General features: G+C 66.2%; 16 protein-coding genes. 6 read left to right on the forward strand and 10 right to left on the reverse strand.

Translation table 11 applies throughout. The annotated features are described in order from the left end of the window. The first annotated feature begins 75 nt into the window (after positions 1-75). The 3 genes from pks13 to CU_RS00835 all read left to right on the forward strand — a co-directional run bounded on the left by pks13 (position 76) and on the right by CU_RS00835 (position 8,529). Positions 76-5,067, forward strand: coding sequence for a polyketide synthase Pks13 (gene pks13, locus CU_RS00825; RefSeq protein ID WP_012359426.1), 4,992 nt, complete (start codon positions 76-78; stop codon positions 5,065-5,067). A 7-nt stretch (positions 5,068-5,074) separates the two neighbouring features. Then, positions 5,075-6,676 (forward strand): acyl-CoA carboxylase subunit beta, encoded by a 1,602-nt coding sequence (locus tag CU_RS00830; RefSeq protein WP_012359427.1) that lies wholly within the window; start codon positions 5,075-5,077, stop codon positions 6,674-6,676. 125 nt (positions 6,677-6,801) lie between these two features. Further along, complete coding sequence (locus CU_RS00835) at positions 6,802-8,529, forward strand: acyl-CoA synthetase (RefSeq protein WP_012359428.1); 1,728 nt, start codon at positions 6,802-6,804, stop codon at positions 8,527-8,529. A 72-nt stretch (positions 8,530-8,601) separates the two neighbouring features. Here CU_RS00835 and CU_RS00840 read toward each other — a convergent pair whose 3' ends face one another. From CU_RS00840 to trmB, 8 genes are all read right to left on the reverse strand, one after another. Then, positions 8,602-9,879, reverse strand: a complete 1,278-nt coding sequence (locus CU_RS00840; protein ID WP_012359429.1) for an MFS transporter — start codon at positions 9,877-9,879, stop codon at positions 8,602-8,604. Positions 9,880-9,895: 16 nt separating this feature from the next. Continuing rightward, positions 9,896-11,320, reverse strand: coding sequence for a DUF6114 domain-containing protein (locus CU_RS00845; protein ID WP_012359430.1), 1,425 nt, complete (start codon positions 11,318-11,320; stop codon positions 9,896-9,898). Then, positions 11,304-11,873: a DUF6230 family protein gene (locus tag CU_RS00850; RefSeq protein ID WP_012359431.1), complete on the reverse strand. Its 570-nt coding sequence runs from the start codon at positions 11,871-11,873 to the stop codon at positions 11,304-11,306. Before CU_RS00850 ends, CU_RS00845 begins: the two co-directional genes overlap by 17 nt. A gap of 87 nt (positions 11,874-11,960) precedes the next feature. Beyond that, positions 11,961-12,377, reverse strand: a complete 417-nt coding sequence (locus CU_RS00855; protein WP_012359432.1) for a DUF3054 domain-containing protein — start codon at positions 12,375-12,377, stop codon at positions 11,961-11,963. 9 nt (positions 12,378-12,386) lie between these two features. Beyond that, positions 12,387-13,460, reverse strand: coding sequence for a lysylphosphatidylglycerol synthase transmembrane domain-containing protein (locus tag CU_RS00860; RefSeq protein ID WP_012359433.1), 1,074 nt, complete (start codon positions 13,458-13,460; stop codon positions 12,387-12,389). After that, a complete protein-coding gene (locus tag CU_RS00865) occupies positions 13,460-16,120 on the reverse strand; it encodes an MMPL family transporter (RefSeq protein WP_012359434.1) in 2,661 nt (886 codons plus the stop codon). Before CU_RS00865 ends, CU_RS00860 begins: the two co-directional genes overlap by 1 nt. Continuing rightward, complete coding sequence (locus CU_RS00870) at positions 16,113-16,859, reverse strand: NYN domain-containing protein (RefSeq protein ID WP_407919454.1); 747 nt, start codon at positions 16,857-16,859, stop codon at positions 16,113-16,115. The genes CU_RS00865 and CU_RS00870 overlap by 8 nt, the downstream gene beginning before the upstream one ends. A gap of 138 nt (positions 16,860-16,997) precedes the next feature. Further along, on the reverse strand, positions 16,998-17,846 hold the full coding sequence (trmB, locus tag CU_RS00875; protein ID WP_012359436.1) for a tRNA (guanosine(46)-N7)-methyltransferase TrmB: 849 nt from the start codon (positions 17,844-17,846) through the stop codon (positions 16,998-17,000). 115 nt (positions 17,847-17,961) lie between these two features. Between trmB and CU_RS00880 the strand changes: the two genes are divergently transcribed. The 3 genes from CU_RS00880 (at position 17,962) to CU_RS00890 (ending at position 21,250) form a co-directional block, all read left to right on the forward strand. Further along, positions 17,962-18,816: a hypothetical protein gene (locus CU_RS00880; protein WP_012359437.1), complete on the forward strand. Its 855-nt coding sequence runs from the start codon at positions 17,962-17,964 to the stop codon at positions 18,814-18,816. Between the two features lie 3 nt (positions 18,817-18,819). Next, entirely contained in the window at positions 18,820-19,200 is a 381-nt protein-coding gene (locus CU_RS00885) for a DUF6802 family protein (RefSeq protein WP_012359438.1), read from the forward strand. Between the two features lie 226 nt (positions 19,201-19,426). Then, positions 19,427-21,250, forward strand: a complete 1,824-nt coding sequence (locus tag CU_RS00890; protein ID WP_012359439.1) for a phosphoenolpyruvate carboxykinase (GTP) — start codon at positions 19,427-19,429, stop codon at positions 21,248-21,250. A gap of 254 nt (positions 21,251-21,504) precedes the next feature. Here the strand turns inward: CU_RS00890 and ahpF are convergent, their stop codons facing one another. Further along, positions 21,505-23,073: an alkyl hydroperoxide reductase subunit F gene (ahpF, locus tag CU_RS00895; RefSeq protein ID WP_012359440.1), complete on the reverse strand. Its 1,569-nt coding sequence runs from the start codon at positions 23,071-23,073 to the stop codon at positions 21,505-21,507. A 189-nt stretch (positions 23,074-23,262) separates the two neighbouring features. Further along, positions 23,263-23,826: an alkyl hydroperoxide reductase subunit C gene (gene ahpC / locus CU_RS00900; RefSeq protein ID WP_012359441.1), complete on the reverse strand. Its 564-nt coding sequence runs from the start codon at positions 23,824-23,826 to the stop codon at positions 23,263-23,265. Between the last annotated feature and the right edge of the window lie 96 nt (positions 23,827-23,922).

Raw genomic sequence — 23,922 nt, forward strand, 5'->3', positions numbered from 1 at the left:
TAGGCGGCTCGTCCGTTAGGATGAAAGATTCACTAGGACGCGCCGCATTGCAACGAGAGGAATCACCCGGTCACCATGGCAGAAGATAACGTGGGTCGCGCTCAGCAGGACCACCCCCGGAGCGAAGCAGAGCTCCGGCAGTGGCTGCGTAACTGGGTATCGGAGACCACCGACACCCCGGAGGCGGAGATCCGCGACGATCAGCCACTGGAGGAATTCGGGCTTTCATCCCGCGACGTGGTGATCCTCTCGGGGGAGTTGCAGCGCATGACGGGCCTGTCGGTGGACGCCACCGTGGCCTATGAGCACAACTCCATCGGGGCGCTCGTCGACTACTTGAGTTCCCAAGGTCAGGCGAACGCCCCGGCGGCAACGTCCGCAAAGAGGCGCGCCGTGGGCGGCGAGCAGGCGCCGGGGGAGCGGGACATTGCCGTCGTCGGCATGGCCGGCAGCTACCCGGGTGCCCCGACCACCGACGAGTTCTGGGACCTGCTGATCAGCTACCAGGACGGTATCGGTGAGCTGCCGGAGGGCCGCTGGTCCGAGTGGGCAGAGAACCCGGAGATGGTTCGTCGCATGGCGGACGCGCAGCTCACGGGCGGTTACCTGCCGGACCTGGCGTCCTTCGATGCGGAATTCTTCGGGCTCTCCCCGCTGGAGGCCGCGAACATGGACCCGCAGCAGCGCATCCTGTTGAAGCTGACCTGGGAGGCCCTTGAGGACGCACTGATCCCAGCGAACTCGCTGCGAGGAGACAACGTTGGCGTGTTCATGGGAACCACGAACAACGACTACGCGAACCTCATCATCGCCGACCCGAAGGTCGCCCACCCCTATGCCCTGACCGGCAACTCCAGCTCCATCGTTGCCAACCGCATTTCTTATGCTTTTGACTTCCGGGGGCCGTCGGTTGCGATGGACACCGCCTGTTCCTCCTCGCTGGTGGCGATCCACCAGGCGGTTGGTTCCCTGCGCGACGGCAGCTCCGAGGTTGCGATCGCCGGTGGCGTGAATCTGCTGGCCAACCCCTTCGCTACCGTTGCCTTCTCCGAGACCGGGGTGCTGTCCCCGACCGGCAAGATCCACGCCTTCTCTGAGGACGCCGACGGCATCGTGCGCTCCGACGGCGCCGGCGTGATCGTGCTCAAGCGCCTCTCCGATGCAGTGGCAGCCGGGGATAACATCCTCGGCGTCATCAAGGGGTCGGCGGTGAACTCGGACGGCCGGTCCAACGGCATCACCGCGCCGAACCCGGAGGCACAGTCCGCAGTGCTGCGCGCCGCCTACGAGGACGCGGGAATCGACCCGACGACCGTGGACTACGTGGAGGCCCACGGCACCGGCACCATCCTCGGCGACCCGATCGAGGCCCGCGCGCTTGGCGAGGTGCTGGGCGCGGGGCGCGATGCGGATCACCCGACCCTGCTGGGGTCGGCCAAGACGAACTTCGGCCACACCGAGGCCGCGGCGGGCGTGGCCGGCGTGATGAAGGTCCTGATGGCGATGCGCGAGGGCGTGCTGCCACCGAGCCTGAACTACGTGGGCCCGAACCCGCACATCGACTTCGACGCCCAGCGCCTCGAGGTGGTTGAGGATCCGCGCGAATGGCCGGAGTACTCCGGCCGCCCGGTGGCCGGTGTGTCCGGTTTCGGCTTCGGCGGCACGAATGCGCACGTGGTGATCGCAGCACCGACCGAGGAAGAGCTGCGCGACGCTGCCGCACTGAATGAGGAACGGGCCGCTGGCAAGGCAGACGCCGGCTCGGACGCCGCCGCGGGCACGGACCCGGCCCACCCGCTGATCGACTGGGAGGCCTGCGAGACCCCGGCCGCTCTGCTGCCGGTCTCCGGGTTCCTGCCCTCCCGCCGCCGCCTGGCCGCAGGCGACCTGCGCGACTGGCTTGCCGAGCACGAGTCTGCCGATCTGCTGGACGTCGCCGGGGCGCTCGCCGGCCGCAACCACGGCCGCTCCCGTGGCATCGTCCGCGCTGCCAGCGCCGCCGAAGCCATCGACGGGCTGGAGCGCCTCGCCGAGGGCAAGAAGGGCGCTGCCGTCTTTACCGCGGACTCGCCGTCGGCCACCGGCCCGGTGTGGGTCTACTCCGGCTTCGGCTCCCAACACCGGAAGATGGGCAAGGAGCTCGCCAGCATCTCCAGCTTCTTCGCCGAGCGCCTCGCCACGATCGACGAGATCGTGCAGCGCGAATCCGGCTGGTCGCTCGTCGAGAAGATCAACGACGACGAGCAGAACTTCGACCTGGAATCCGCCCAGGTCGCCATCACCGCCGTCCAGATCGCGCTGACCGATCTGCTGCGGGAATTCGGGCTGCGCCCGGCCGCGGTCGTCGGCCAGTCCCTGGGCGAGATCGGTGCCGCCTACGGCTCCGGCGGGCTGTCCCTGGAAGACGCCATGACCGTGGCCTGCCACCGCTCCCGCCTCATGGGCGAGGGAGAGAGCCAGCTCACCGGCGACCAGGCCGGGGCGATGGCCGTTATCGAACTGGGGCCGGAGGCGCTGGAGGCCTTCCGCGCCGAGCACCCGGAGTTCGCCAAGGTGGAGCCAGCGGTCTACGCCGCGCCGGGCATGACCACCGTCGGAGGCCCGCAGGCGGCCGTCGCCGCGCTCGTTGAGCACCTGGACGGCGAGGGCAAATTCGCCCGCATGCTGGACGTCAAGGGCGCGGGGCATACCTCGATGCTCGACCCGATCCTCTCCGAGCTGCTTTACGAAATCGGCGGGATCACCGCCCGCCCGATTCACACGCCGCTGTACTCCACCGTCCACCGCGGTGAGGTCTACCAGCCGGGTGAGGCCGTGCACGACGCTGAGTACTTCGTGCACTGCACCCGCCACCCGGTCTGGTTCTCGGACGCCACCGGTCAGCAGTTCAAGGACGGCTACCGCACCTTCGTGGAGCTCTCCGCCCACCCGGTCGCGCTCATGCCGATCATGAACAATGCCTTCGCCCACGACGCGGGCGATGCCAAGACCCTCTACGCGCTCAAGCGCAAGGAGCCGGCCACGGAGACGCTGCTGAACCTGCTGGCGGAGCTCTACGCCGAGGGGGCCGAGCTGAACTTTGGCCGGCTGTACCCGCGTAACTTCACGCTGCAGCTGCCGGGCCAGCACTGGGTGGAGCAGCCGCACTGGACCGACGCGCACCCATCCGGCGGTGGCTCACATGGCCTGCCGGGCAGCCGAGTGAACCTCCCGGACGGTCGGGTGGCCTTCGCCACGCAGGCGGATCGCGTCGCCTCCCTGGAAGTGCTTGCCGAGGCGCTGGCCGACGAGCTCGCGCCGGGGCATGCCGTCAGCGCGGCACAGTCTCACGGGGTGCTGCCCGCAGCCGGCGAGATCACGACCATCGCCACCCGCACCTTGGGCGGCTGGTCCCTCCAGGTTTTCGACGTTGCTGGCACCGGCCAGGTGCTGGGCGAGGCCTTCGTCAGCACGCTGGATGGGGCCGCAAGCGCTGGCGCGGCAGCTGCTGCGCCAGCTGATGTGGCTGCCACAACCACCGAGGATGCAGGGTCGAAGCTGGGCGCGGTGACGCAGTCGGCGCACGCCCTCCCGGAGGTCCAGGACGGCGAGGCCCGCTGGACCCCAGATAGCGGGGTGAGCGTGGCGCAGCGGCTGCGGGAGATCGTCTCGGAGTCCATGGGCTACGACGTCGAGGACCTGCCGGGCGAGCTGCCGCTCATCGACCTGGGGCTGGACTCCCTGATGGGCATGCGCATCAAGAACCGCGTGGAGTACGAGTTCGACCTGCCGCCGCTGCAGGTCCAGCAGCTTCGCGACGGCTCCGTGGACACCGTGATCGCCATGGTCGAGGCGGAGATCGCCTCCCGCACCAGTGAATCGGGCGCTGCGGAGCAGGCGCCTGAGCAGGCCGACGCACAGTCGGAGGACGGCGCTGAGGGCGCTACCGACTACACCGTCAACACCGGGGGAGTAGCCCCACGCGACGCCTCCGAGCGCCTCGTCTTCGCCACCTGGGCGAAGATCAACGGCAAGGCGGCAGCTGGTGTCACCAGCCCGCTGCCTGAGATCACTGCTGAGACGGCCCAGCAGATCGCCGAGCGCCTGAGCGAACGCTCCGGTGCCGAGGTCACTGCCGAGCAGGTTTCTGAGGCCACGGACCTCGCCGCCCTGGCGGATACCGTCCGCGCCAGCCTCGAGACTGCCGTCGAAGGCAATATCCGTGTGCTGCGCGCCCGCCCGGCTGGTTCCGAAAAGCCAAGCCTGTTCCTCTTCCACCCTGCCGGTGGCTCCTCGGTGGTCTACCAGCCACTGACCCGCCGCCTGCCGGAGGACGTCCCCGTCTACGGCGTCGAACGCCTCGAGGGCAGCCTGAAGGAACGCGGCGCGGCCTACCTGGATGAGATCATCGCCCTGGCCGACGGCCGCCCGGTCGTGCTCGGCGGCTGGAGCTTCGGCGGTGCACTGGCCTACGAGGTCGCTTTCCAGCTTGCCCAGCGCGCCGCCGCAGGTGAGCCCAGCGCCGAGGTGCAGCGCATCGTCCTGCTGGATACCGTGCAGCCGGCCAACCCGGCGCCGGATACGAAGGAGGAGATGCACGCCCGCTGGGACCGCTACGCCGCCTTCGTTAACAAGACCTACGGCTTCGACATGGAAGTCCCGCACGAGCTGCTGGAACTGCAGGGCGAGGACGTCATGCTCGCGATGTTCCAGGAGATGCTGCAGTCCCCGGAGGCCGCGAGCCTCGGGCTGCCCGCGGGCGTGCTGGAACACCAACGTGCCAGCTTCGTGGACAACCGCATCCTCGAGTCCCTCGACTTCCACGCATGGGCGGCCGTCGAGGTACCGGTCACCCTCTTCCGCGCCGAGCGGATGCACGATGGTGCAATCGAGCTGGAACCGGCTTATCGTGATATTGCGCCGGACGGCGGCTGGGGCGAGATCGTCACCGAGTTGGATGTCATCCAGCTGCAGGGTGACCACCTCGCCATCGTCGACGAGCCCGAGATCTCGAAGGTGGGCCGCGCGCTCACCGAGGTGATCCAGGACACCCCGGCCACGGACGAAGAATCACAGGATGAGGAGTAGCCCCGACGTGTCTGAAGACTCTGCTGACCAGGCCAACCCGCAGGGTGAGGATACTGCTTCAGCGGATAGCAGTGTGTCCGCGAAGCTGAAGGACCTGCAACGCCGGCTCGAGCTGGCGCAGGACCCCGGCTCCGAGTCGGCGAAGGCCAAGCGCGACGCCGCCGGGCTGACTACCCCGCGCCAGCGCATCGACGCTCTCCTCGATGAGGGCTCCTTCACCGAGATCGGTGCCCTCGGCCAGGCCCCGGGCGACCCGACCGCCCCCTACGGCGACGGCGTGGTCACCGGCTATGGCCGCATTGGCGGCCGCCCCGTCGCGATCTACGCCCACGATAAGTCCGTCTTCGGCGGCTCCGTGGGTGAGACCTTCGGCAAGAAGGTCACTGAGGTCATGGACATGGCCACTCGCGTCGGCATCCCGGTCGTCGGCATCAACGACTCCGGCGGCGCCCGCATTCAGGACGCCGTGACCTCCCTGGCCATGTACTCCGAGATTGCGCGCCGCCAGGTTCCGCTCTCCGGTCAGAGCCCGCAGATCTCCATCCTGCTGGGCCCGTCCGCAGGTGGTGCGGTCTACGCCCCCGTGACGACGGACTTCCTTGTCGCCGTGGACGGTCGCACCCAGATGTTCGTCACTGGCCCGGCCGTCATCGAGTCCGTGACCGGCGAGAAGATCTCCATGGAGGAGCTCGGTGGGGCGCGCCAGCAGGCCCGCAACGGCAACATCAGCTACGTCGCCGCCAACGAGGATGAGGCCTTCAACTACGTCAAGGACCTGCTGGACTTCCTGCCCTCCTCGGCCTTCGACGAACTGCCCCAGTACTGGGCGCCGAATGACTCCCTGACGGAGCGGGACAAGGAACTGAACTCCATCATCCCGGACGACCCGAACGCCGGTTACGACATGATGGACGTGTTGACCCGCATCTTCGACGACGAAAACGTCCTTGAGGTGCAGGGTGACTACGGTTCCAACGTCATCACCGCCTACGCGCGTATCGACGGGCAGACGGTCGGCGTGATCGCAAACCAGCCGATGGTGCTAGCCGGCTGCCTGGACGCCGAGGCGGCGGATAAAGCCTCCCGCTTCATCCGCATCAACAACGCCTACAACATCCCGCTCGTCTTCGTGGTGGACACCCCCGGCTATCTGCCGGGAGCGGAGCAGGAGAAGGTCGGCCTGATCCACCGTGGCGCGCACCTGGGCTTCGCCCTGGCCGACGCGACGGTGCCGAAGGTCACCGTGGTGGTGCGCAAGGCCTTCGGCGGTGGTTATGCCGTCATGGGCTCGAAGAACCTCACGGCGGATGTGAACCTCGCGTGGCCGACCGCGCAGATCGCGGTGATGGGAGCGGAGGCCGCCGTCGTCATGATGAAGGGCAAGGAACTGGCCGCGATGCCCCCGGAGAAGCGGGTGGTGGCGAAGAAGATGTTCATGGACTTCTACAACGCCAACATGACCAGCCCCTATGTGTCCGCAGAGCGAGGCTACGTGGACGCGATCATCTCCCCGGAGGAGACCCGCGTGCAGCTGCGCCAGGCGCTGCGCCAGCTGGCGCACAAGCGCACACCGCGCGAGAAGAAGAAGCACACGATTTTGCCGATGTAGCCGCATCGGTGAGCGCACACAGCGTGGCGGAATCCCTCGAGTTCCGCCGCGCTCGTGTTGTTTTCGGCGTAGTATCCATAGTAATTTTTTGGGTCCAAACAATTGGCCAACTAGATGGGAAATATATGACGACGCAGTCTCCGCTGAGCCAGATCAAGAAGCTCGCGAATAACCTCAAGTACTCGGCAGAGGGCCTCGCCACCGAGGTCTCTGCCGTGGGGCGCGGGCTGATCCCGGTGCTGCGCTCCGACATCGTCGCCAAGGGAGGGGGCGTGCGTGGCCAGCTCGCCTTCCTGGAGGGCATCGCCCGCTACGGCTTCAGCACCGCCCGCCAGATGCGCTACGCGGCTTTCCACGCCCCGGATCAGCTGGCCTTCATCGACGACATGGGGCAGCGCACCTACCGTGAGATGCTGGACGACGTCCAGGCCCTGGCCCGCTCCCTGCAGAGCCGCGGAGTGGGCAAGGGCGACCGAGTCGGCGTGATGTGCCGCAATAGCCGCGCGATCATCTATGCCATCGGCGCCAAGGGCTTCGTTGGCACCAAGATCTTCCTGCTGAATATCGGCAGCTCCCCGGAGCAGCTGGCTAAGTCCATGGTGGAGCACGACCTGGACCTGCTGTACATCGACGAGGAGTTCGCCGAGCGCCTGCCGGAGGACCTCGGCGACTGCGAGATCATCATCGGGCACGCCGAGGACCTGGGCAACCCGAAGGTGCGGGACGCCTCCTGGCCGACCTTCCAGCAGCTCATTGATACCGCCCCGAGCGCGGAAGCTGAGAAGCTGCCCCTGTTCCCGAAGCGCGATCACATCATCATCATGTCCTCCGGTACTTCCGGGACGCCGAAGGGCGTGGCCATTCGGGAGCCGCTGATCCCAACCCCGCTGCGCGCGCTGGTCACCCGCGTGCCGTGGCGCGCGAAGATGATGGTGCAGATGTCCGCCTCGATGTTCCACTCCTGGGGCTGGGCGAATATCAACCTCATCATCGCCCACCGCGCGACCGTGGTGCTGCGCCGTATCTTCGACCCGAAGCAGGCGATGGAGGATCTTGTGAACTACCAGATCGAGGGCATCATCACCTCGCCGATCTTCCTCAAGGAGCAGCTGCGGGTCGCCGAGGAGGGGGACTATGACGTCTCCAGCGTGAAGATGATCATCTCCTCCGGCCACGCCATGACCCCGGACTTCATCCGCGCGGTCCAGGCGAAGTTCGGCCCGGTGCTGGCGAACTTCTACGGCTCCACCGAGGCTTCCTCCTGCGTGATGACCACCCCGGAGGAGCTGGCGGAGGATCCGAAGCTCGCGGGCCGCGCCGTCACCGGCGTGCGCATCAAGATTTTGGACGAGGACGGCAACGAGCTGCCCCCGGGCCAGGTCGGCCGCATCTTCTGCCGCGGCGCGATGACGATGAAGCAGTACACCAACGTCCGCGACAAGATGGTGATCGAAAAGGGCCTGCTGGAGATCGGCGACAAGGGTTATCTCACCGAGGACGGTCGCCTATACGTCCTGGGCCGCAACGACGACATGATCATCGTCGGCGGCGAGAACGTCTACCCGAAGTCCGTCACCGAGGTGCTGGAGCCCATGCCGGGCATCCGCGACCTCTTCGTCAAGGGCGTGGAGGACGAAGACACCTTCGCTCGCTTGGCCGTGTGGATTGTCCGGGAGGACGACGAGACCGGCCGGCGCCTCACGAAGAAGGCCGTTCAGGACTGGGTTCTGGAGAAGCTCGCCGAGCATTCCGTGCCCCGGGATGTCGTCTTCGTCGACGAGCTGCCGTACAACCCGACTGGCAAGGTCATGCCGCGTCAGCTTCCGGATTCCCGCATCCACGGCGAGCCCTAAGCCTGCGCTAGGGGAGGGGCAGGCTCCTCCCTGGGGGTGCGTTTCCTGGAGGGGCGTCGGGGCACCGCCAGGTTAAGCCTGTTGCTTGGCCTTGTGGTGAACGAAGAGGGTAATCAGCAGCGCCAGCACGTAGAGCCCGGTGAGCCAAGCGAGCAGCGCCGCCCAGCTGATATCGAAGAACTGACCGGAGAGCGCACCCAGCAGCGAGGAACCCAGGTAGTAGCTCAGCACATAGGTGCTGGAGGCCTCGGCGCGATCCTTCTTTGCAGCGGCACTCACCCAGCCGCTGGCCACGGAGTGGCAGGCGAAGAACGCGGCGGTGAACAGCAGCGCGCCGGTCACGGTGAGCCAGACCGTCGGGATGAACATCAGCAACAACCCGGCCAGCGCCAGCACCATCGAGACGGTGAGAACCCGCCCCTGCCCGTAGGCCTGCACGGCCCGACCCGCCCGGGCGGAGGACCAGGTGCCGGAAAGATAGATCACGAAGACCGCGGCGGCCAGGGACTCTGGTAGCCCGTACTCGCCGATCAGGTGGAAGCCCAGGTAGTTGTACAGGGAGACGAAGGCACCCATCAGCAGGAAGGGCAGCACGAACAGCCCGAGCAGCACCGGCGAGCGGAAGTGGCCCGCGAAAGCGGCGAGCTCGTGGGAGACCGTGATCTTCTTTGGCGTGAAGTTCCGCGAAGGTGGCAGCAGCACCAGCATCGCCAGGCCGATGAGGACGGAGACCCCGCCTGAGGTCAGCACCGCGACGCGCCAGTCTGCGAACTCCAATACCGCGCCGGGGATGAGGCGGCCGAAGAGCCCTCCGATGCTCGTGCCGGAAATATAGAAGCCCATTACCCGCGGCAGGTGTTTGGCGTCGATCTCCTCGGCGAGGTAGGTCATGATCACAGCGGGCACGCCGGCCACCGCCACGCCCTGCAGGGCGCGCATGAGCAGCAGCGGGCCGACCCCGGGCGCGATGGCCACCAGCAGGCTCAAGAAGGTGGCGGCCATGACGCTGATCTGCAGGATGCGGTAGCGTCCCAGCCGCTCGGAGAGGATCCCGACGGGGATGACGGATAGCGCCAGCGCCCCCGTCGTCGCTGAGACCGAGAGCGCAGCGACGGTGGGGCTGATGCCGAAGTCCGCCGTAATGCTCGGCAGGACCGCCTGGGTGACGTACATGGCGTTGAAGGACGCCAACCCCGCGAAAAGCGCGCCGATCAGTGCCCGCTTGTAGCCGGGATCGGTTGGTGTGAGCCCCCTCGATACGCCAGCGGCGCCGGCCGCCCCCTCCCGGGCGGCCGACGCCGTTGTCTCTGGATTCACGTCCTCCGTCGCGTGATTCTCTGTGTGGCTCATGCCACTAATTATGCACTTAGGGTGCTAGCGAGGTGCCCTTGGGTAGGTCGATGCGGTCCGAGGAGACCACGTAGGCATCCATGGTGCCGTCCAGCATCCGCAGCTTTTCGGAGAGCGCATCGGGCTGGCCGAGCCCCATCTTCGCGGCTTCCTTCTTGATCTCCTCCGGTGCCCAGGAAGCGTCGATGGTGATCGGGATTGTCTTCACCCCGGCGATCTCCGGGGTGATGGTCAACTTGCTCACGATGATGTGGAAGTTGCCGCTCAGCACGCTCGTCTTGCCGGGGCCGGTGCGCTGCCAGATTGGTCCCGCGGACTGGCCGGGCATCTCCATGGCCAGGTTTTGCAGGACGGCCTTGTCCGCGTCGATGCGCAATGCGGGCTTGGGTCCCTGCTGGGTCTCCAGCGTGATCAGGGAGAGCTTCATATTGCCCAGCAGCGCGGTGGAGTCGGTCGTGATCTGGAAGGTGTTGCCCGGAATTCCCCGCAAGCCCTCGATGGGGGTTGGGGGAGTGAGATCCATCTCGTACTCCTCCGGGATCTCCGGGAGCTTGAGTGTTTCCGGCAGCTTGGACGCTTCCGGGAGCTTCGGGAGGCCAGGCACCTTTGGTGGATCCGGAAGTTTCGGCGCTTCTGGCAGCTTGGGCGAGGCAGGTTGGTGCTGTGCTGGGGGCTTCGCCGTCCCAGGGGCCTTGGGGGCGCCCGGCAGCTCCGGGAACTTCGGCAGCTCAAGCTGCGCCTGCGCCGGTGGGGCTCCCGCCGTAGCGGTCAGACCCGCGGCCAGTCCGGTCGTGGTGACGGCGGCGAGAACCGCAACAGCGGTGGAATTGCTGGCCCCGGAGGTCGTGCCCGACTCGGTGGCAGCCCGATCCGCCTTCTGCTGCTTCTTGGCCTCCCGCCGCGCGGCGAGCTCCTCCTTGGAGGAATCCGTCCAAGACAGCGCCAGGGCGCCGCCCACCAGGGCCAGCAGGGTGCCGAGTATGAAGCCACCGAAGTTTGACGTCGGCAGCGCGACGATGCCCAGGATGATGCCAGCCACGCCGGTGAGGATGCGGCTCCCGCCCCCGAACCACGTCATCAGCCCGCAGGCGATCAGCAGGGCGCCGATGATGAAGGTGGACACCCCCGAGATCGTCGAGACCTGGATGATGATGTTCGAGACCTCCAGCGAGAGATACGCAGGGGTGAGGATCACGACCCCGCCCAGCAGCATCAGCAGCCCGGCGAAGAATGGACGGCTGCGCCGCCACTGGGTGAAACCGGAGCGGCGCTGGCTCGCCGTGGCCTCGTCTCCATTCTCGCCTGCTGTGGCGTCTACTCCCGTATCTGCTGTGGTCGGCAGCTCCTGGGTCTCCTTGTTCTCAGTCACGGGGGTGCCACCGGTGCTCGCCGCGTCGGTGGCTGCCGCCTCCGCCGCTGCACCGTTAGCACTCTGCGTCATCTGGATTCTCCAGCGTGATCTTGCTTCCCGCCGCGGTCAGCTGGTCCGCGGACAGTGAAGTCGCGTGCATGGTCTGCCCATCGGAGATGAGCTTCTCGGCCGCGATACCCCACGCACCGGGGGCAGCGTTTTTGTCGACCTGGTTCGCATCGATGCCGATCTGTGGCTTGACCAGAGTCATGCCACCGCTCAGATCAGGGGCGCCGATGATCATGTTCTCGGCTTCCATGTTCTGGCCCGGCACGAGCATCTGGAACTTTTTCTCCCCAATACCCGGCACCTTGATCGGTGCGGACATGCACACGTCGGACACGCGGGCCTTGGTCATCTTGATGCGGGAGACCGTCTCCTCGCCATTGGCCAGCTTGTCGGAATCGACGAAGAGGGAGAAGCCGTCCGCGTCCAGACCGCCGACGTCCATGTTGAAGATGGTGTTGGACAGCGCCAGGTTGGCGGAGATCCCGCCTTCGGCCATGGCGACGCCCATTCCCCCGGATGCCAGCAGGCCGACACCCAGAATTCCTGCGAATCGAAGTTTCCTTGTGTGTCCCATGTCCCAGCACACTAGGCGCGCAAAACTAAGTTTCGTGCAAACTTCGCGAAGATTTCCCCTAAAAAATTGAGAGAGGGCGGAAAGTTTTTAGCTCTTCCGCGTCCGGAGTCGGGCGATGCCACGCCAGCCGAAAAGCAGCAGGGCGGACATCAACGTGGCCACCAGGATGAAGGACCAGTGGGGGACCGCCGCGTTGCGGATACCCCAAATGCCGAGTCCAGCAACGAGGCTGCCCAGCCACACGAAGACCCCGGTGCGCAGCGAGAATCCAGCCGCACCCGCCCCCGTGGCGCGCAGGATAACCCAGACGATCGCCGCCCCCAGCATGAAGGGCCAGGCGGTGTCCAGCCAGCGCAGGACGCTGAAGCCCGAGCCGTCGTCGTGGGCCAAGCGCGCGAGCAGCGCGAAGATCAGCAGCGCCAGAAGATCCAGTACGGGCGCGAGAGCGCCGGAGGTTGGCGCGGTGGTGGTGGGGGCAGCAGCATTGTGCGGGGCAGTAGACATGCCCTCAGCTTAGCCGGAGGTGGGGCCGGGCTCGGATGCTGCCTTCTGGTCGTCGGCCGCGGCACCTGGTGCCAGCTCGCGGGGGTTGGGCAGTTTTGCCACGAGGAAGATGATCCAACCCAGCCCCACGAGACCGACGAAGCTGAACATGCGGAAGACAATGACGGCGGCGAAAGCCTGCCCGGAGGTCAGCCCTGCAACTGCCACGAGGGTACTGGTCAGCACGATGTCCACCGGGCCCAGCCCGCCCGGGGTGATCTGCGCCTGGCCGACCAACTTGGCGGAGATGAAGCTCAGCACCACTCCGGCGATCGGCGCCTTAGCGCCCACCGCGTAGGTGCAGGCCAATAGGCAGATGATCTCCAGGATCCAGTTCAGCAGAGACCAATTGATCGCCAGTGCGAGCTTCGGCAGCGGCAGCTCCACCGTCGCAAGCTGCTCGGAGAATCCCGCGAGCTGTTCCACGTGCCGATCTTCCGGCTTCTTACGCCAGCGGTTGAAGCCCCGCAGTCGGGCGATCAGCCAGTCCTCCACCTTCTTGGGGTTGCGCGCGGCCCAATTCGTTAAGGACGCCAACACCACCAACACCACAAGCGAAACAGCCAACGTGAGTGGATTGACCTTCAGCCCAAGAAAGAAGACCGAGCCGATGCCCAGCAATGCCATGCCCGCACCCGCGAGCAGGCCGGAGAAGACCATGTACCAGCTAGCGATCACCGGCGTGGCGCCCCACTTCAGCTGCTCCCGGAAAATCATCGCCACGGAGATGGCAGGCCCGCCGGGAAGGGATGCAGACCAAGCATTCGCGACCAGCCCCAGCACATTGGCTGAGAGGCGCCGGACCTTGATCCCCGCCGAGCGCAGCAGCACGACCATGACCTCCGCCTGCGCGAACATCGACAGCAGGACGGTCACTACGGCGAGCAGCAGCCAGCGGTTATCAGCAGCCTTGAGCTCCTCCCACCCGTTTTCCAGGAAGCCGAAGTGGCGGTGCGCCATGAACGCGATGGCGACGAGCACCGCCAGCGAGATGGCGATCCGGGTGAGGGGGGAGCGGAGGAAGGCGGAGGTCTTGGCGAGCACTAGTCCTGGCGACCCTCCCCGCGGCGCCCCTCCTCACGGCGCCCCTCCTCACGACGTCTCAGCTCCGCCATGAGTTGCTCGAAGGGCACGGTGCGCCCGCGCTGCCCGGAGTTCTCATCCTCCGGTGCAACAGTCGGCTCAGCAGCAGCCTCGTTGTCTGTGTCGACGTCGCCCTCGACGTCGGTCTCAACGTCTGCCTCGGATGCCACGTCGGCGGTGGTCATTGCGTCGACGTCGGCATCTGTGGCGGCCGCGTCCTCGTCGTCCGTGTCCTCCGCGTGGTCCTCGTCCGCAGCTTCGACGTCCTCCGCGAACTCGGCATCCTCGGTGCGCTCACCGTCGACGTCCACGTCCTCGTGCTCATCTTCGGCGTGCGCCTCGGGGAGCGGTTCCGGCAGGGGCTCCCGCTGGCCGGAGTGCTCCGGGGCGGTCTCGGTGGCGGCCCCACCGGCCGGGGCAGCAGCACCCGCCGCCGCAGGCGCGCCAGCACCCACCAGGGCCGGCTCGGCGGCACCCACGGCGACCGGGGAATCGGCGAGCTGCTCGTTGTGACCAACCTTCTCGGACAGCCGCTGTACCCAGCGGGGTGCCCACCAGTTGTCCTCGCGCAGCATGTGCATCACGGCCGGGACCAGCAACAGGCGGATGACGGTGGCGTCCAAAATGAGGGCCGTGATCATGCCGTAGGCGATGTACTTCATCATCACGATGTCCGAGAAGCCGAAGGCGCCCGCGACCACGATCATGATCAGGGCGGCGGCGGTGATGATGCCGCCGGTATTCGCCACGCCGAAGCGGATCGAACGGTCGGTGCTCTCCCCGTGGGAGCGGGCCTCCACCATGCGGGAGACCAGGAAGACCTCGTAGTCCGTGGACAAGCCAAAGAGGATTGCCACGATGAGCACCAGGATCGGGCTCATCAGTGGGCCCGGGGTGAAGTTGAACAGGTCCGCGCCCACACCGTCGACGAAGAGCAGGGTCAGCACGCCCAGGGTCGCGCCGATGCCCAGCACGTTCATGATCACGGCCTTCGCCGGGATGATCAGCGAGCCGAAGACCAGCGCCATGAGCACGAAACTGACCACCACGATGTAGAGCATCATCCACGGCAGCTTGTCGAACAGGGCCTGGATGGACTCCTGCTCCATGGCCGGGGTGCCGGCGACCAGCACCTCGGCGCCCTCGGCATTCAGGTCCTCCAGCTCCTCGACGATGCGCTTGTAGTCATCGCGGTCGGCGATGCCGGTGGACAGCACCGTCGTGTCGTCCTTCGTCGGCTGCGTGACGCGGAACGGACCAGTCAGCCCGGTGATGTCGTTGGCCTCCCGGTAGACCTGGGCCACCGCCTGCTGATCGCCCTGAATGACGAGCTTGATCGGGTCGGTGCGGAAGGCCGGGAACTTCTCGTCGAAGTTATTCTGCGCCACACGAGTGGTCTCGTTCGGCGGCAGGTAGGTCTCGTTGATTCCGCCGAACTTGATGCCAGCCATCGGGGCGGTCAGGGCCAGCAGCAGCGCGACCAGCAGGAAGGTCACGGCCTTGGAGTGGCGCATCGCGAAGGCCGGGATGCGACCCCAGATGGTGTTGATCTGCTCGTCGCGGGTGCGGGTCTTGTGCTTGCGCACCGCCCACTTATCGATGTTGTGGCCCAGCATGCCGAAGATGCTCGGCAGCACCATCACGGAGAGCAGCGCAGCCAGGCCGACCGCGCTCATCGCGCCGAAGGCCACGGACTTCAGGAAAGCCTGCGGGAAGATCAGCAGGCCGGAGAGCGCGACGGCCACCATCGCCGCGGAGAAGACCACCGTCTTGCCGGCCGTCGCGGTGGTGTTTCGCACCGCGGTGGGGACGTCGCTGCCCTCGGCGAGCTCCTCGCGGAAGCGGGAGACCATGAACAGGCCGTAGTCGATCGCCAGGCCCAGGCCCAGCAGGGTGACGACGGAGATCGCGAAGACGTTGATCTGCGTGGCCGCCGCCAGCAGGGAAAGCACGCCCAGGGAGCCGAGGATGGACAGCACGCCCACCAGCAGCGGCATCAGCGCGGCGATCACGCCACCGAAGACGATGAGCAGCAGCACGCCGACCGCCGGCAGGGCGTAGATCTCGGCGCGGGAAATGTCCCGGGACATGCCGGAATCCAGCGCGCCGGCCACCGCGGTCTGACCCGCGATCTCCGTCCTCAGTCCCGGCACCTCGATCTTGGCCAGGTCATCCTCGATGGCGCGCAGGTTGTTCAGGACGTCCTCGTCCTCACCCTTCATCGCCAGGGAAGCGAAGGCGGCGTCGCCCTCCGGGGTGGCCATTTGGCGTGGCCCGTTGGCCCAGTAGGAGTTGATCGTGCGGATGTTATCCGGGTACTTCTCCTCCAGGGCGGTCAGCTGCTTCGTTAGCGATTCCTTGACCTCCGGGGTGGTCACCGACTGCGGCTTGTCGCCCGTGACCAGCAGAATCACGTCGCCCGAGTCATCGCGACCGAAGATCTCCTCCTCGATCTCCTTCGCCCGGGTGGACTGCGAGCCGGGGTCGTCCCAACCCTCCTGGCTCAGCCGGTCGTCCAGCTGCGTGCCCACGGTCGCGAAGAGCGCGAGCACCGCCGCGATGATGACCAGCGGGATGACCCGGCGGAAACGGTAGGCGAAATTTCCCCAAGCGCTAAACATGGAAGTTGTTCTCCGAAGGGTTGTGGTGGTTGTTGTCCCTGCGCTCGGCAAGCGCAGTCAGCGGGCGGAAAGGCTGCAGCCAAGCGCCCTCGTCCGGCAGGTTGTCCAGGCTCACGCGCGGCAGCGGTTCGCGGAAGACTCCGGGGATATCCTCCAGGTCCACGAAACGCAGCTTCTCGTTGCCCAGCACCCAGGCGACATGCTCCCGGAAGCCGATGACGGTGACGGGGATGTCCTCGGAGAGCTCCTCCAGGGTCTCCCGGAAGTTCTGGCCGTCCGCGCTGGCGACGATCAGCCCGTCGAGAATGCCCTCCGAGTGACGGCGACGGATGAGGTCCAGCATGTCGGCGTCGACGTCCGATTCCTCGGTGATCTTGGGCTTGGCGAAGACCGCGAAGCCCACGTTGCGCAGGGCTTCCACCCAAGGGCGGACGACGTCAGCGCCACCGGGGGTGATGTTCGTGAAGACGGTCGCCTCGGGCTCGATGAGCTCCTCGCCACTGAGGCCGAAGTCCTCGTTGAGCTGCTGGGTTTCGTCGATGACCCAGCGGCCTACCGCGTCGAAGCGGGGACGGTGGGCGGCGGTGGGGCGAGCCCCCAGGATCGCGCCCAGCCCCATGTCGATATTCGGGGCATCCCACACCAACAGGAGGGTGGGGCGGGTCTCGGTGGCGGCACCGTAGGAGCGATGCTGCTCCCCGACGGTGGTGCCGGAACCGGAAGAAGAAGGACTAGTCATATGCGGGATAAATTGTGATGAAACGTTGTCAGCGGTGAGAAAACCACTTAAGAAAAATCTGGAATAGGGATCAATCCAAACTACCACCGGTTACCCCGCGTCCCTAGGAGCTATTTCCCAGGGAAGACTAACGAGCGGCTACTTCTTCGTCCACAGGTATTCCTTAATAGTGTGCTCCTTGCGCAGGCCCTTGTCCTCGAACTTCGTGAGCAGCTGGCGGTCCACCAACTGGCCGAGGTGGCCGCGCCCGTCGTCTGCTCCGCTGGCGAGCTCCTCGGGCCAACCGATGTATTCGAGCTGCGGCTCTGCGTTCACGAGCTCGTCGATCCACTCGGCGTACTCCGCGTGATCGGTGGCGATGTGCAGGATGCCGCCCGGGCGCAGCCGGCTGGCGATGAGGTGCAGCGTGCCGGTCTGCACGATGCGGCGCTTGTGGTGGCGGGCCTTGGGCCACGGGTCCGGGAAGAAGATACGCACCCCGGCCAGGGACTCGGGCCGGAACATGCGCTGCAGCACCTCCACGCCGTCGCCCTTGATCATGCGGATGTTCTCGATCCCTTCGCGGCTGACCGCACCGACGAGCTTGGCCAGGCCGGGGCGGTAGAGCTCGACGGCGACGATGTTCTTATCGGTCTCCAGCGGGGCCATCGCGGCGGTGGAGGTGCCGGTGCCGGAGCCGATCTCCACGATCGTGTCTGCATGGCGGCCGAACCATTCATCCAGGTCGATGTACTGCTCGTTGACCTGCTCGTCGAGCTCCTTGCCTAGGCGCGGCCAGTTGGCTTCCCAGGTGGCCTCCTGGTTATCGGTGAGCGTGCCGCGGCGGAAGGCGAAGCTGGATAGCCGTGGGTAGTCGCGGCCGTCGTTGAACACCGTCTGAAGTGGGCGCCTGCCGGTGCCTCCGGTAACTTCCGTCGCCGGTGCGGAGTTTTCTTCCGAAAGGGCTTGCTGGTGGTCGTCCTGTGGGGAATTATTGGAGCTAGTCATCGTCATCATTCTTGCAGATGGTCTGGTTTTCCGGGAGTTTCGGCGTGGGGTACGCCGCCCGGGGCCTAAGGCGATGGGGGAGAGCCCGGGACAAGCCCGGGGAAATGGGGGAAAGATGAAGACTATTGCCGTGATCGGCCCGGACGAGGCCGAGGCGAAGAAGGTCGCCGAGCAGCTCACCGGGGTGCGGGCGGTGCCGGGGGCGGGGCCTGGGAAGGACATCGACGGGGTCGTCGCTGTCGCGGGGGAGCCCACCGAGGATGCCGTGGAGATCGTCCAGGCTGTCGCCCGCAACATCGGGGTGGTCGCGGTGCTCAGCGATCACCGCTGGCCCAACATCCCGGGGGTTCATGTGCTTGGCTCCCAGGACGTCGCCGGTCTACAGCGGTTGATCGACCGGCTCTACGTGGACGCTAAACAGTGGGAGCTGGCGGCGCGCCGGGCGGATCAGCAGCGCCTCGAGCAGGTCCGCGTCGCGATCCGGCTGCGGATGCAACGTTTCATCAGGGAGGGGTGCTCCGCTGCGGATCTGGGGGAGCCTGGCTCAGGTGGCCGCGAGCTGGTCCACCGGCGCTTCCTTGCGGAGCTGCGGGTTGCGGTCTTAAGCCAAGGGGTTCTGTGCCCGCCGGTGGATACCGCGCTGCCGCCGGCCGCCAAGCCGGTGGAAGTGCCCGGCCGTGCCGCGCAACTGGCCACTCTGGCAGCTGGAGTACTGGGGGCGGTCGGCCTGCTGTTCGCGGTGGGTCGGCTGGCAGGGTACCCGTGGTTGGGGCTCAGCCTGGGGCTGCTCGCGGCGGTGGCGCTGGGATGGTTCCGGCTCAGCGCGCAGCAGCGGGCTATCGACCAGGCCCAACGAGAAGCGGATTTCCGCATGCTGCAGGAAGCCTGGGGCGCACAAGTAACAGAGACGATCACCCGCATGAACATTCCGCGGGTGGCTGAGCAGCTGGCGCTGCGAACGGGGGCATAAAGCATGGATTTTCTGGGCGATATTTTTTCCCATCTACCGGCGGAACCGGGTGCCGCGGGGAGGCAGGACATGGTCTTCTCCGTGGCTGGTTCGGAATACGCCATCCCCAACCCGCAGGGCTTAGACTCTGCGACATTCACCGGCGAAGATGGGGTCACCACCGTCTCTGACCTGGACGGCGACGGGCACGTGGACTACGTCAGCAACGTCTCCTATGACGGCACGTGGACGGCCTGGCGTCCTGACGGGGTGGCGGATGAGACGGAAAACAGACATCACATGGGTGAGCCCGTGGAGGGGGCGGCTGAATCTACCCCCAATGAGGTGAGCAAAACCTGGAATGCTGGGCGGTGGGAGTGTGTGGACCGGGGGGAGTGGGGCTAGTGTGGGGGTGAAGAAAAACTCTGCGCATCAGCGCTCATCAGTATGAATGAGCACCTCAGCGGCCGCGGCGCGATTCAGCGCGCCGGGGCAGGGGATGCAGGCTCGGCTGGAGTAGCCCACGCAAAGGTGGATAATTCCGGCTGACCCGTGAGTCTGGTCCCCACATCCGCGCTCAGAACCGATAGTGTTGAGCCAGAGAATTAGCCGAGCGTAAGGAAAATATTCGATGACCATCCGAGGGCTTGTCGGCGAGGCACCCACCAAGAACCAGGAGCTGCTGGACTGGATCGAAGAATCCGTAGAGCTGTTCCAGCCGGACTCCGTCGTATTTTGTGACGGCTCCGACGAGGAGTGGAACCGGCTAGCCGAGCAGCTGGTCGAGGGAGGCACCCTCATCAAGCTGGACGAGGAGGCACAGCCGAATAGCTTCCTCGCGCGCTCCAACCCGGCCGACGTGGCTCGCGTCGAATCCCGCACCTTCATCTGCTCCGAGAAGGAGGAGGACGCCGGCCCGACCAATAACTGGGTCGAGCCAGAGAAGATGCGCGAGGAGATGCGCCAGCACTTCTCCGGCTCCATGCGCGGCCGCACGATGTACGTCGTCCCGTTCTGCATGGGCCCGATCTCTGACCCGGAGCCGAAGCTGGGCATCGAGCTCACCGACTCCGCCTACGTCGTGATGTCCATGCGCATCATGACCCGCATGGGTGCAGAGGCTCTGGCGAAGATCGACGAGACCGGTCAGTTCGTCAAGGGCTGGCACAGTGTCGGCGCTCCGCTGGAGCCGGGCGAGAAGGACGTCCCGTGGCCGTGCAATGACACGAAGTACATCACCCACTTCCCGGAGGACCGCGAGATCTGGTCCTACGGCTCCGGCTACGGCGGCAACGCCATCCTGGCCAAGAAGTGCTACGCCCTGCGCATCGCGACCGTCATGGGCCGCGACGAGGGGTGGATGGCCGAGCACATGCTGATCCTGAAGCTGATCAGCCCGGAGGATAAGGCGTACTACATCTGTGCCGCCTTCCCGTCTGCCTGCGGTAAGACCAACCTGGCGATGCTGCAGCCGACGATCCCGGGCTGGCGAGCGGAGGTCGTCGGTGACGACATCGCGTGGCTGCGCTTCGGCGAGGACGGCCGCCTGTACGCCGTGAACCCGGAGAACGGCTTCTTCGGCGTGGCACCGGGCACCAACTACGCCTCCAACCCGGTCGCGATGAAGACCATGGAGCCGGGCAACACCCTGTACACCAACGTCGGCCTGACCGACGACAAGAACGTCTGGTGGGAGGGCCTGGAGAACAAGCCGGAGCACCTCATCGACTGGCTGGGCAACGAGTGGACCCCGGAGTCCGAGGACAAGGCCGCTCACCCGAACTCCCGCTACTGCTCGCCGATCTCCCAGTGCCCGACCGCGGCACCGGAGTACGACGACCACCGCGGCGTGCCGGTCTCCGCGATCCTGTTCGGTGGCCGCCGCGCGGACACCGTCCCGCTGGTGACCCAGGCCCGCGACTGGAACCACGCCACCTTCATCGGCGCGACGATGGCTTCCGGCCAGACCGCCGCTGCAGCCGAGGCAGCGGTGGGCTCCCTGCGTCACGACCCGATGGCCATGCTGCCGTTCATCGGCTACAACGCCGGTGACTACCTGCAGCACTGGATCAACATGGGCGAAAAGGGCGGCGACAAGATGCCAGAGGTCTTCCTGGTCAACTGGTTCCGCCGCGGCGAGGATGGCCGCTTCCTGTGGCCGGGCTTCGGCGAGAACTCCCGCGTCCTGAAGTGGATTGTCGACCGCATCGAGGGCCGCGTCGAGGCCGACGAGACCGTGGTTGGCTACACCGCTCGTTTCGAGGACCTCGACACCGAGGGCCTCTCCGAGCCGGAGGAGGACATCCGCGAGGCGCTGAGCGTCCACCCAGAGGAGTGGGACCGCGACGTGGCCTCCAACGAGGAGTGGCTGAAGTTCCTGGGCCCGAAGGTTCCGGCCGAGGTCTGGGAGCAGCACGAGGCGCTGAAGCAGCGCATCGCAGCTGCCAAGAGCTAAGCGCTTAACGCCTTCAATACGACGGCCCCTGCCCGCTGGGTGGGGGCCGTTTTCGTGCTTAGGGGGCTTGCCGCGGGCGGGCTGGTAGCACGCGAGGCCAACCCTGGCAGCTGCATAGCTGGCAGGTGCCCGTCTGCGTAGACACCGAAGGCCCAGTCCACTAGAACCACCTGTAGAAAGAACAACACCCCGGCGCCACCATTGCGGCGGAGCCGGGGTGAGTGCTTAGTAACCCGGGGGCTTAGCAGCGGAGATTAGCCGATCGCGTTGTGCTCCCAGGCGGAAAGGCCGGCGGTCGCACCGGTACCCGTGGCGATCACGATCTGCTTGAACGGCACGGTGGCGCAGTCGCCAGCGCCGTAGACACCCGGCACGTTGGTCTTGCCCTTGGCGTCGATGACGATCTCGCCCATCTGGTTCAGCTCCACGCCGGAGCCCTCCAGCCACTTGGTGTTCGGTAGCAGGCCGATCTGGATGAACAGGCCGGAAAGCTCGAGGGTCTTCTCCTCACCGGTGGTGCGGTCCTCGTACTTCAGGCCGGTGACCTCCTTGCCATTGCCGATGATCTCCTTCGTCGCCGCGGAGGTGACGATGTCGACGTTCTTCAGGCTGCGCAGGGTGTCCATGAGGACGTCGTCAGCGCGGCAGGTGTCTGCGAACTCCAGGACGGTGAGGTGGTTGACCACGCCGGCGAGGTCGATGGCGGCCTCGATGCCGGAGTTACCGCCACCAATGACGGCGATGTCCTTGCCCTTGAACAGCGGGCCATCACAGTGCGGGCAGAAGGAGACACCCTTGTTGCGGTACTCGTCCTCGCCCGGCACACCCATGAGTCGCCAGTTCGCGCCGGTGGCGACGATGACCTCGCGGGCCTTGAGGGAGGCGTTCTCGCCGAAGTGGACGGTGCTGAGTTCGCCGTCCTTGCCCGGGGTCAGGCCGGTTGCGGACTGCGCCTTGATGACGTCGATCTCGTAGTCGTTGACGTGCGCCTCGAGGTTCGCCGCGAAGGACTGGCCATCGGTCTTCGGGACGGAGCTGTAGTTCTCGATGGACTGGGTATCCAGCACCTGGCCACCGAAGCGCTCACCGACGAGGCCGACGCGCAGGCCCTTACGGGCGACGTAGATCGCGGAGGTCGCGCCTGCCGGGCCCTGACCGACGACGAGGACGTCGTAGGGCTCCTTCTCATTGAGCTTCGCAGCCTCGCGCTCCGCGTGGCCGTCGTCGAGGCGGGCGACGAAGTCCTGGATGTCCATGCGGCCGGAGGCGAACTCCTCGCCGTTGAGGTAGACGGTCGGGACGGCCTGGATGCCCTTCTCGTTGACCTCGTCCTGGAAGAGGGAGCCTTCCACCGCGGTGTGCTTGATCCGCGGGTTGATGACGGACATCGCGTTCAGTGCCTGCACCACGGTCGGGCAGTTCTGGCAGGTCAGGGACATGTAGGTCGTGAACTCGAAGTCCCCGTCCAGGGCTGCGACCTGGTCGATGAGGTCCTGCTCTTCCTTGATCGGGTTACCGCCGACCTGGAGGAGTGCCAGCACCAGGGAGCTGAACTCGTGACCCATCGGGATGCCCGCGAAGCTGACGCCGACGTCGCTGCCTGCACGCTGAATGGTGAAGGAAGGCTTGCGCTCGTGCAGCTCGTCGTCCTGGCGGGCGGTGATGTTATCGGAGAGTGCCGCGATGTCCTCGAGCAGCTGCTTGAGGTCTGCGGACTGGCTGCGGTCGTCGAGGGAGTAAACGAGCTCGACCTTCTCGGTGATGCGGTCGACCAGCTGGCTGAGCTGGGCCTTCAGGTTGTCATCTAGGAGCTTCTTGGCCATGGTTAGCTGCCTCCTTCAAGGCGTTGTGTGTCATGCGGGCCGGTGTGGGCGTTGATTTATGAGGATTTTTGGGATGCCGCGAGGTGTGCGGCGAAGGGTAAAGGAAAGGGCGGGCGGGCGCACTGCCCGCCCGCCCTTAGCATTTGCGGCTGCGAGCTTGAGCCGCTTAAAAGATCTGGAAGCTAAAGGCTAGATCTTGCCAACCAGGTCGATGCCCGGGGTCAGGGTGTCCTGGCCCTCTTCCCACTTCGCCGGGCAGACCTCGCCTGGGTGCTCAGCGACGTACTGAGCAGCCTTGATCTTGCGGACCAGCTCGGAAGCGTCGCGGCCGATGCCCTCGGCGGTCTGCTCGATGTACTGGATGATGCCCTGCGGGTCGACCAGGAAGGTCGCGCGGTCGGCCTGGCCGACGCCCTCGCGCATGTTCTGGAAGTTGCGGGTCAGGTCGCCGTTGGAGTCGCCGATCATCGGGTAGTTGACCTTGCCGACCTCCTCGGAGGACTCGTGCCAAGCCTTGTGGACGAAGTGGGAGTCGGTGGAGACACCGTAAACCTCGACGCCCATCTTCTGCAGCTCCTCGTAGTGGTCTGCGAGGTCGCCGAGCTCGGTCGGGCAGACGAAGGTGAAGTCGCCTGGGTAGAAGAAGAAGACGGACCACTTGCCGAGGACGTCGTCCTTGCTGACCTCGGAGAACTCACCGTTGTGGAAAACCGGGTTCTTGAAATCCAGAATCTCAGTGTTGATCAGAGACATAGGAACTTCCTTCCTGCATTGTCGCTTGAATTGTCTGCCCTGTGGTGACCGGGCGCGCAGGCCGGTCGTGGCCTGCGGAATTCCCGGGGTGGGCAT

The organism is Corynebacterium urealyticum DSM 7109, assembly GCF_000069945.1.
Classification (GTDB): Bacteria; Actinomycetota; Actinomycetes; order Mycobacteriales; family Mycobacteriaceae; genus Corynebacterium; species Corynebacterium urealyticum.

Excerpts from the sequence above, each read along its gene's own strand:
- pks13 (WP_012359426.1), top strand. The coding sequence starts at position 76 with ATGGCAGAAGATAACGTGGGTCGCGCTCAGCAGGACCACCCCCGGAGC.
- CU_RS00835 (WP_012359428.1), top strand. The coding sequence starts at position 6,802 with ATGACGACGCAGTCTCCGCTGAGCCAGATCAAGAAGCTCGCGAATAAC.
- CU_RS00840 (WP_012359429.1), bottom strand. The coding sequence starts at position 9,879 with ATGAGCCACACAGAGAATCACGCGACGGAGGACGTGAATCCAGAGACA.
- CU_RS00845 (WP_012359430.1), bottom strand. The coding sequence starts at position 11,320 with ATGACGCAGAGTGCTAACGGTGCAGCGGCGGAGGCGGCAGCCACCGAC.
- CU_RS00850 (WP_012359431.1), bottom strand. The coding sequence starts at position 11,873 with ATGGGACACACAAGGAAACTTCGATTCGCAGGAATTCTGGGTGTCGGC.
- CU_RS00855 (WP_012359432.1), bottom strand. The coding sequence starts at position 12,377 with ATGTCTACTGCCCCGCACAATGCTGCTGCCCCCACCACCACCGCGCCA.
- CU_RS00865 (WP_012359434.1), bottom strand. The coding sequence starts at position 16,120 with ATGTTTAGCGCTTGGGGAAATTTCGCCTACCGTTTCCGCCGGGTCATC.
- CU_RS00870 (WP_407919454.1), bottom strand. The coding sequence starts at position 16,859 with ATGACTAGTCCTTCTTCTTCCGGTTCCGGCACCACCGTCGGGGAGCAG.
- trmB (WP_012359436.1), bottom strand. The coding sequence starts at position 17,846 with ATGACTAGCTCCAATAATTCCCCACAGGACGACCACCAGCAAGCCCTT.
- CU_RS00880 (WP_012359437.1), top strand. The coding sequence starts at position 17,962 with ATGAAGACTATTGCCGTGATCGGCCCGGACGAGGCCGAGGCGAAGAAG.
- CU_RS00885 (WP_012359438.1), top strand. The coding sequence starts at position 18,820 with ATGGATTTTCTGGGCGATATTTTTTCCCATCTACCGGCGGAACCGGGT.
- CU_RS00890 (WP_012359439.1), top strand. The coding sequence starts at position 19,427 with ATGACCATCCGAGGGCTTGTCGGCGAGGCACCCACCAAGAACCAGGAG.
- ahpF (WP_012359440.1), bottom strand. The coding sequence starts at position 23,073 with ATGGCCAAGAAGCTCCTAGATGACAACCTGAAGGCCCAGCTCAGCCAG.
- ahpC (WP_012359441.1), bottom strand. The coding sequence starts at position 23,826 with ATGTCTCTGATCAACACTGAGATTCTGGATTTCAAGAACCCGGTTTTC.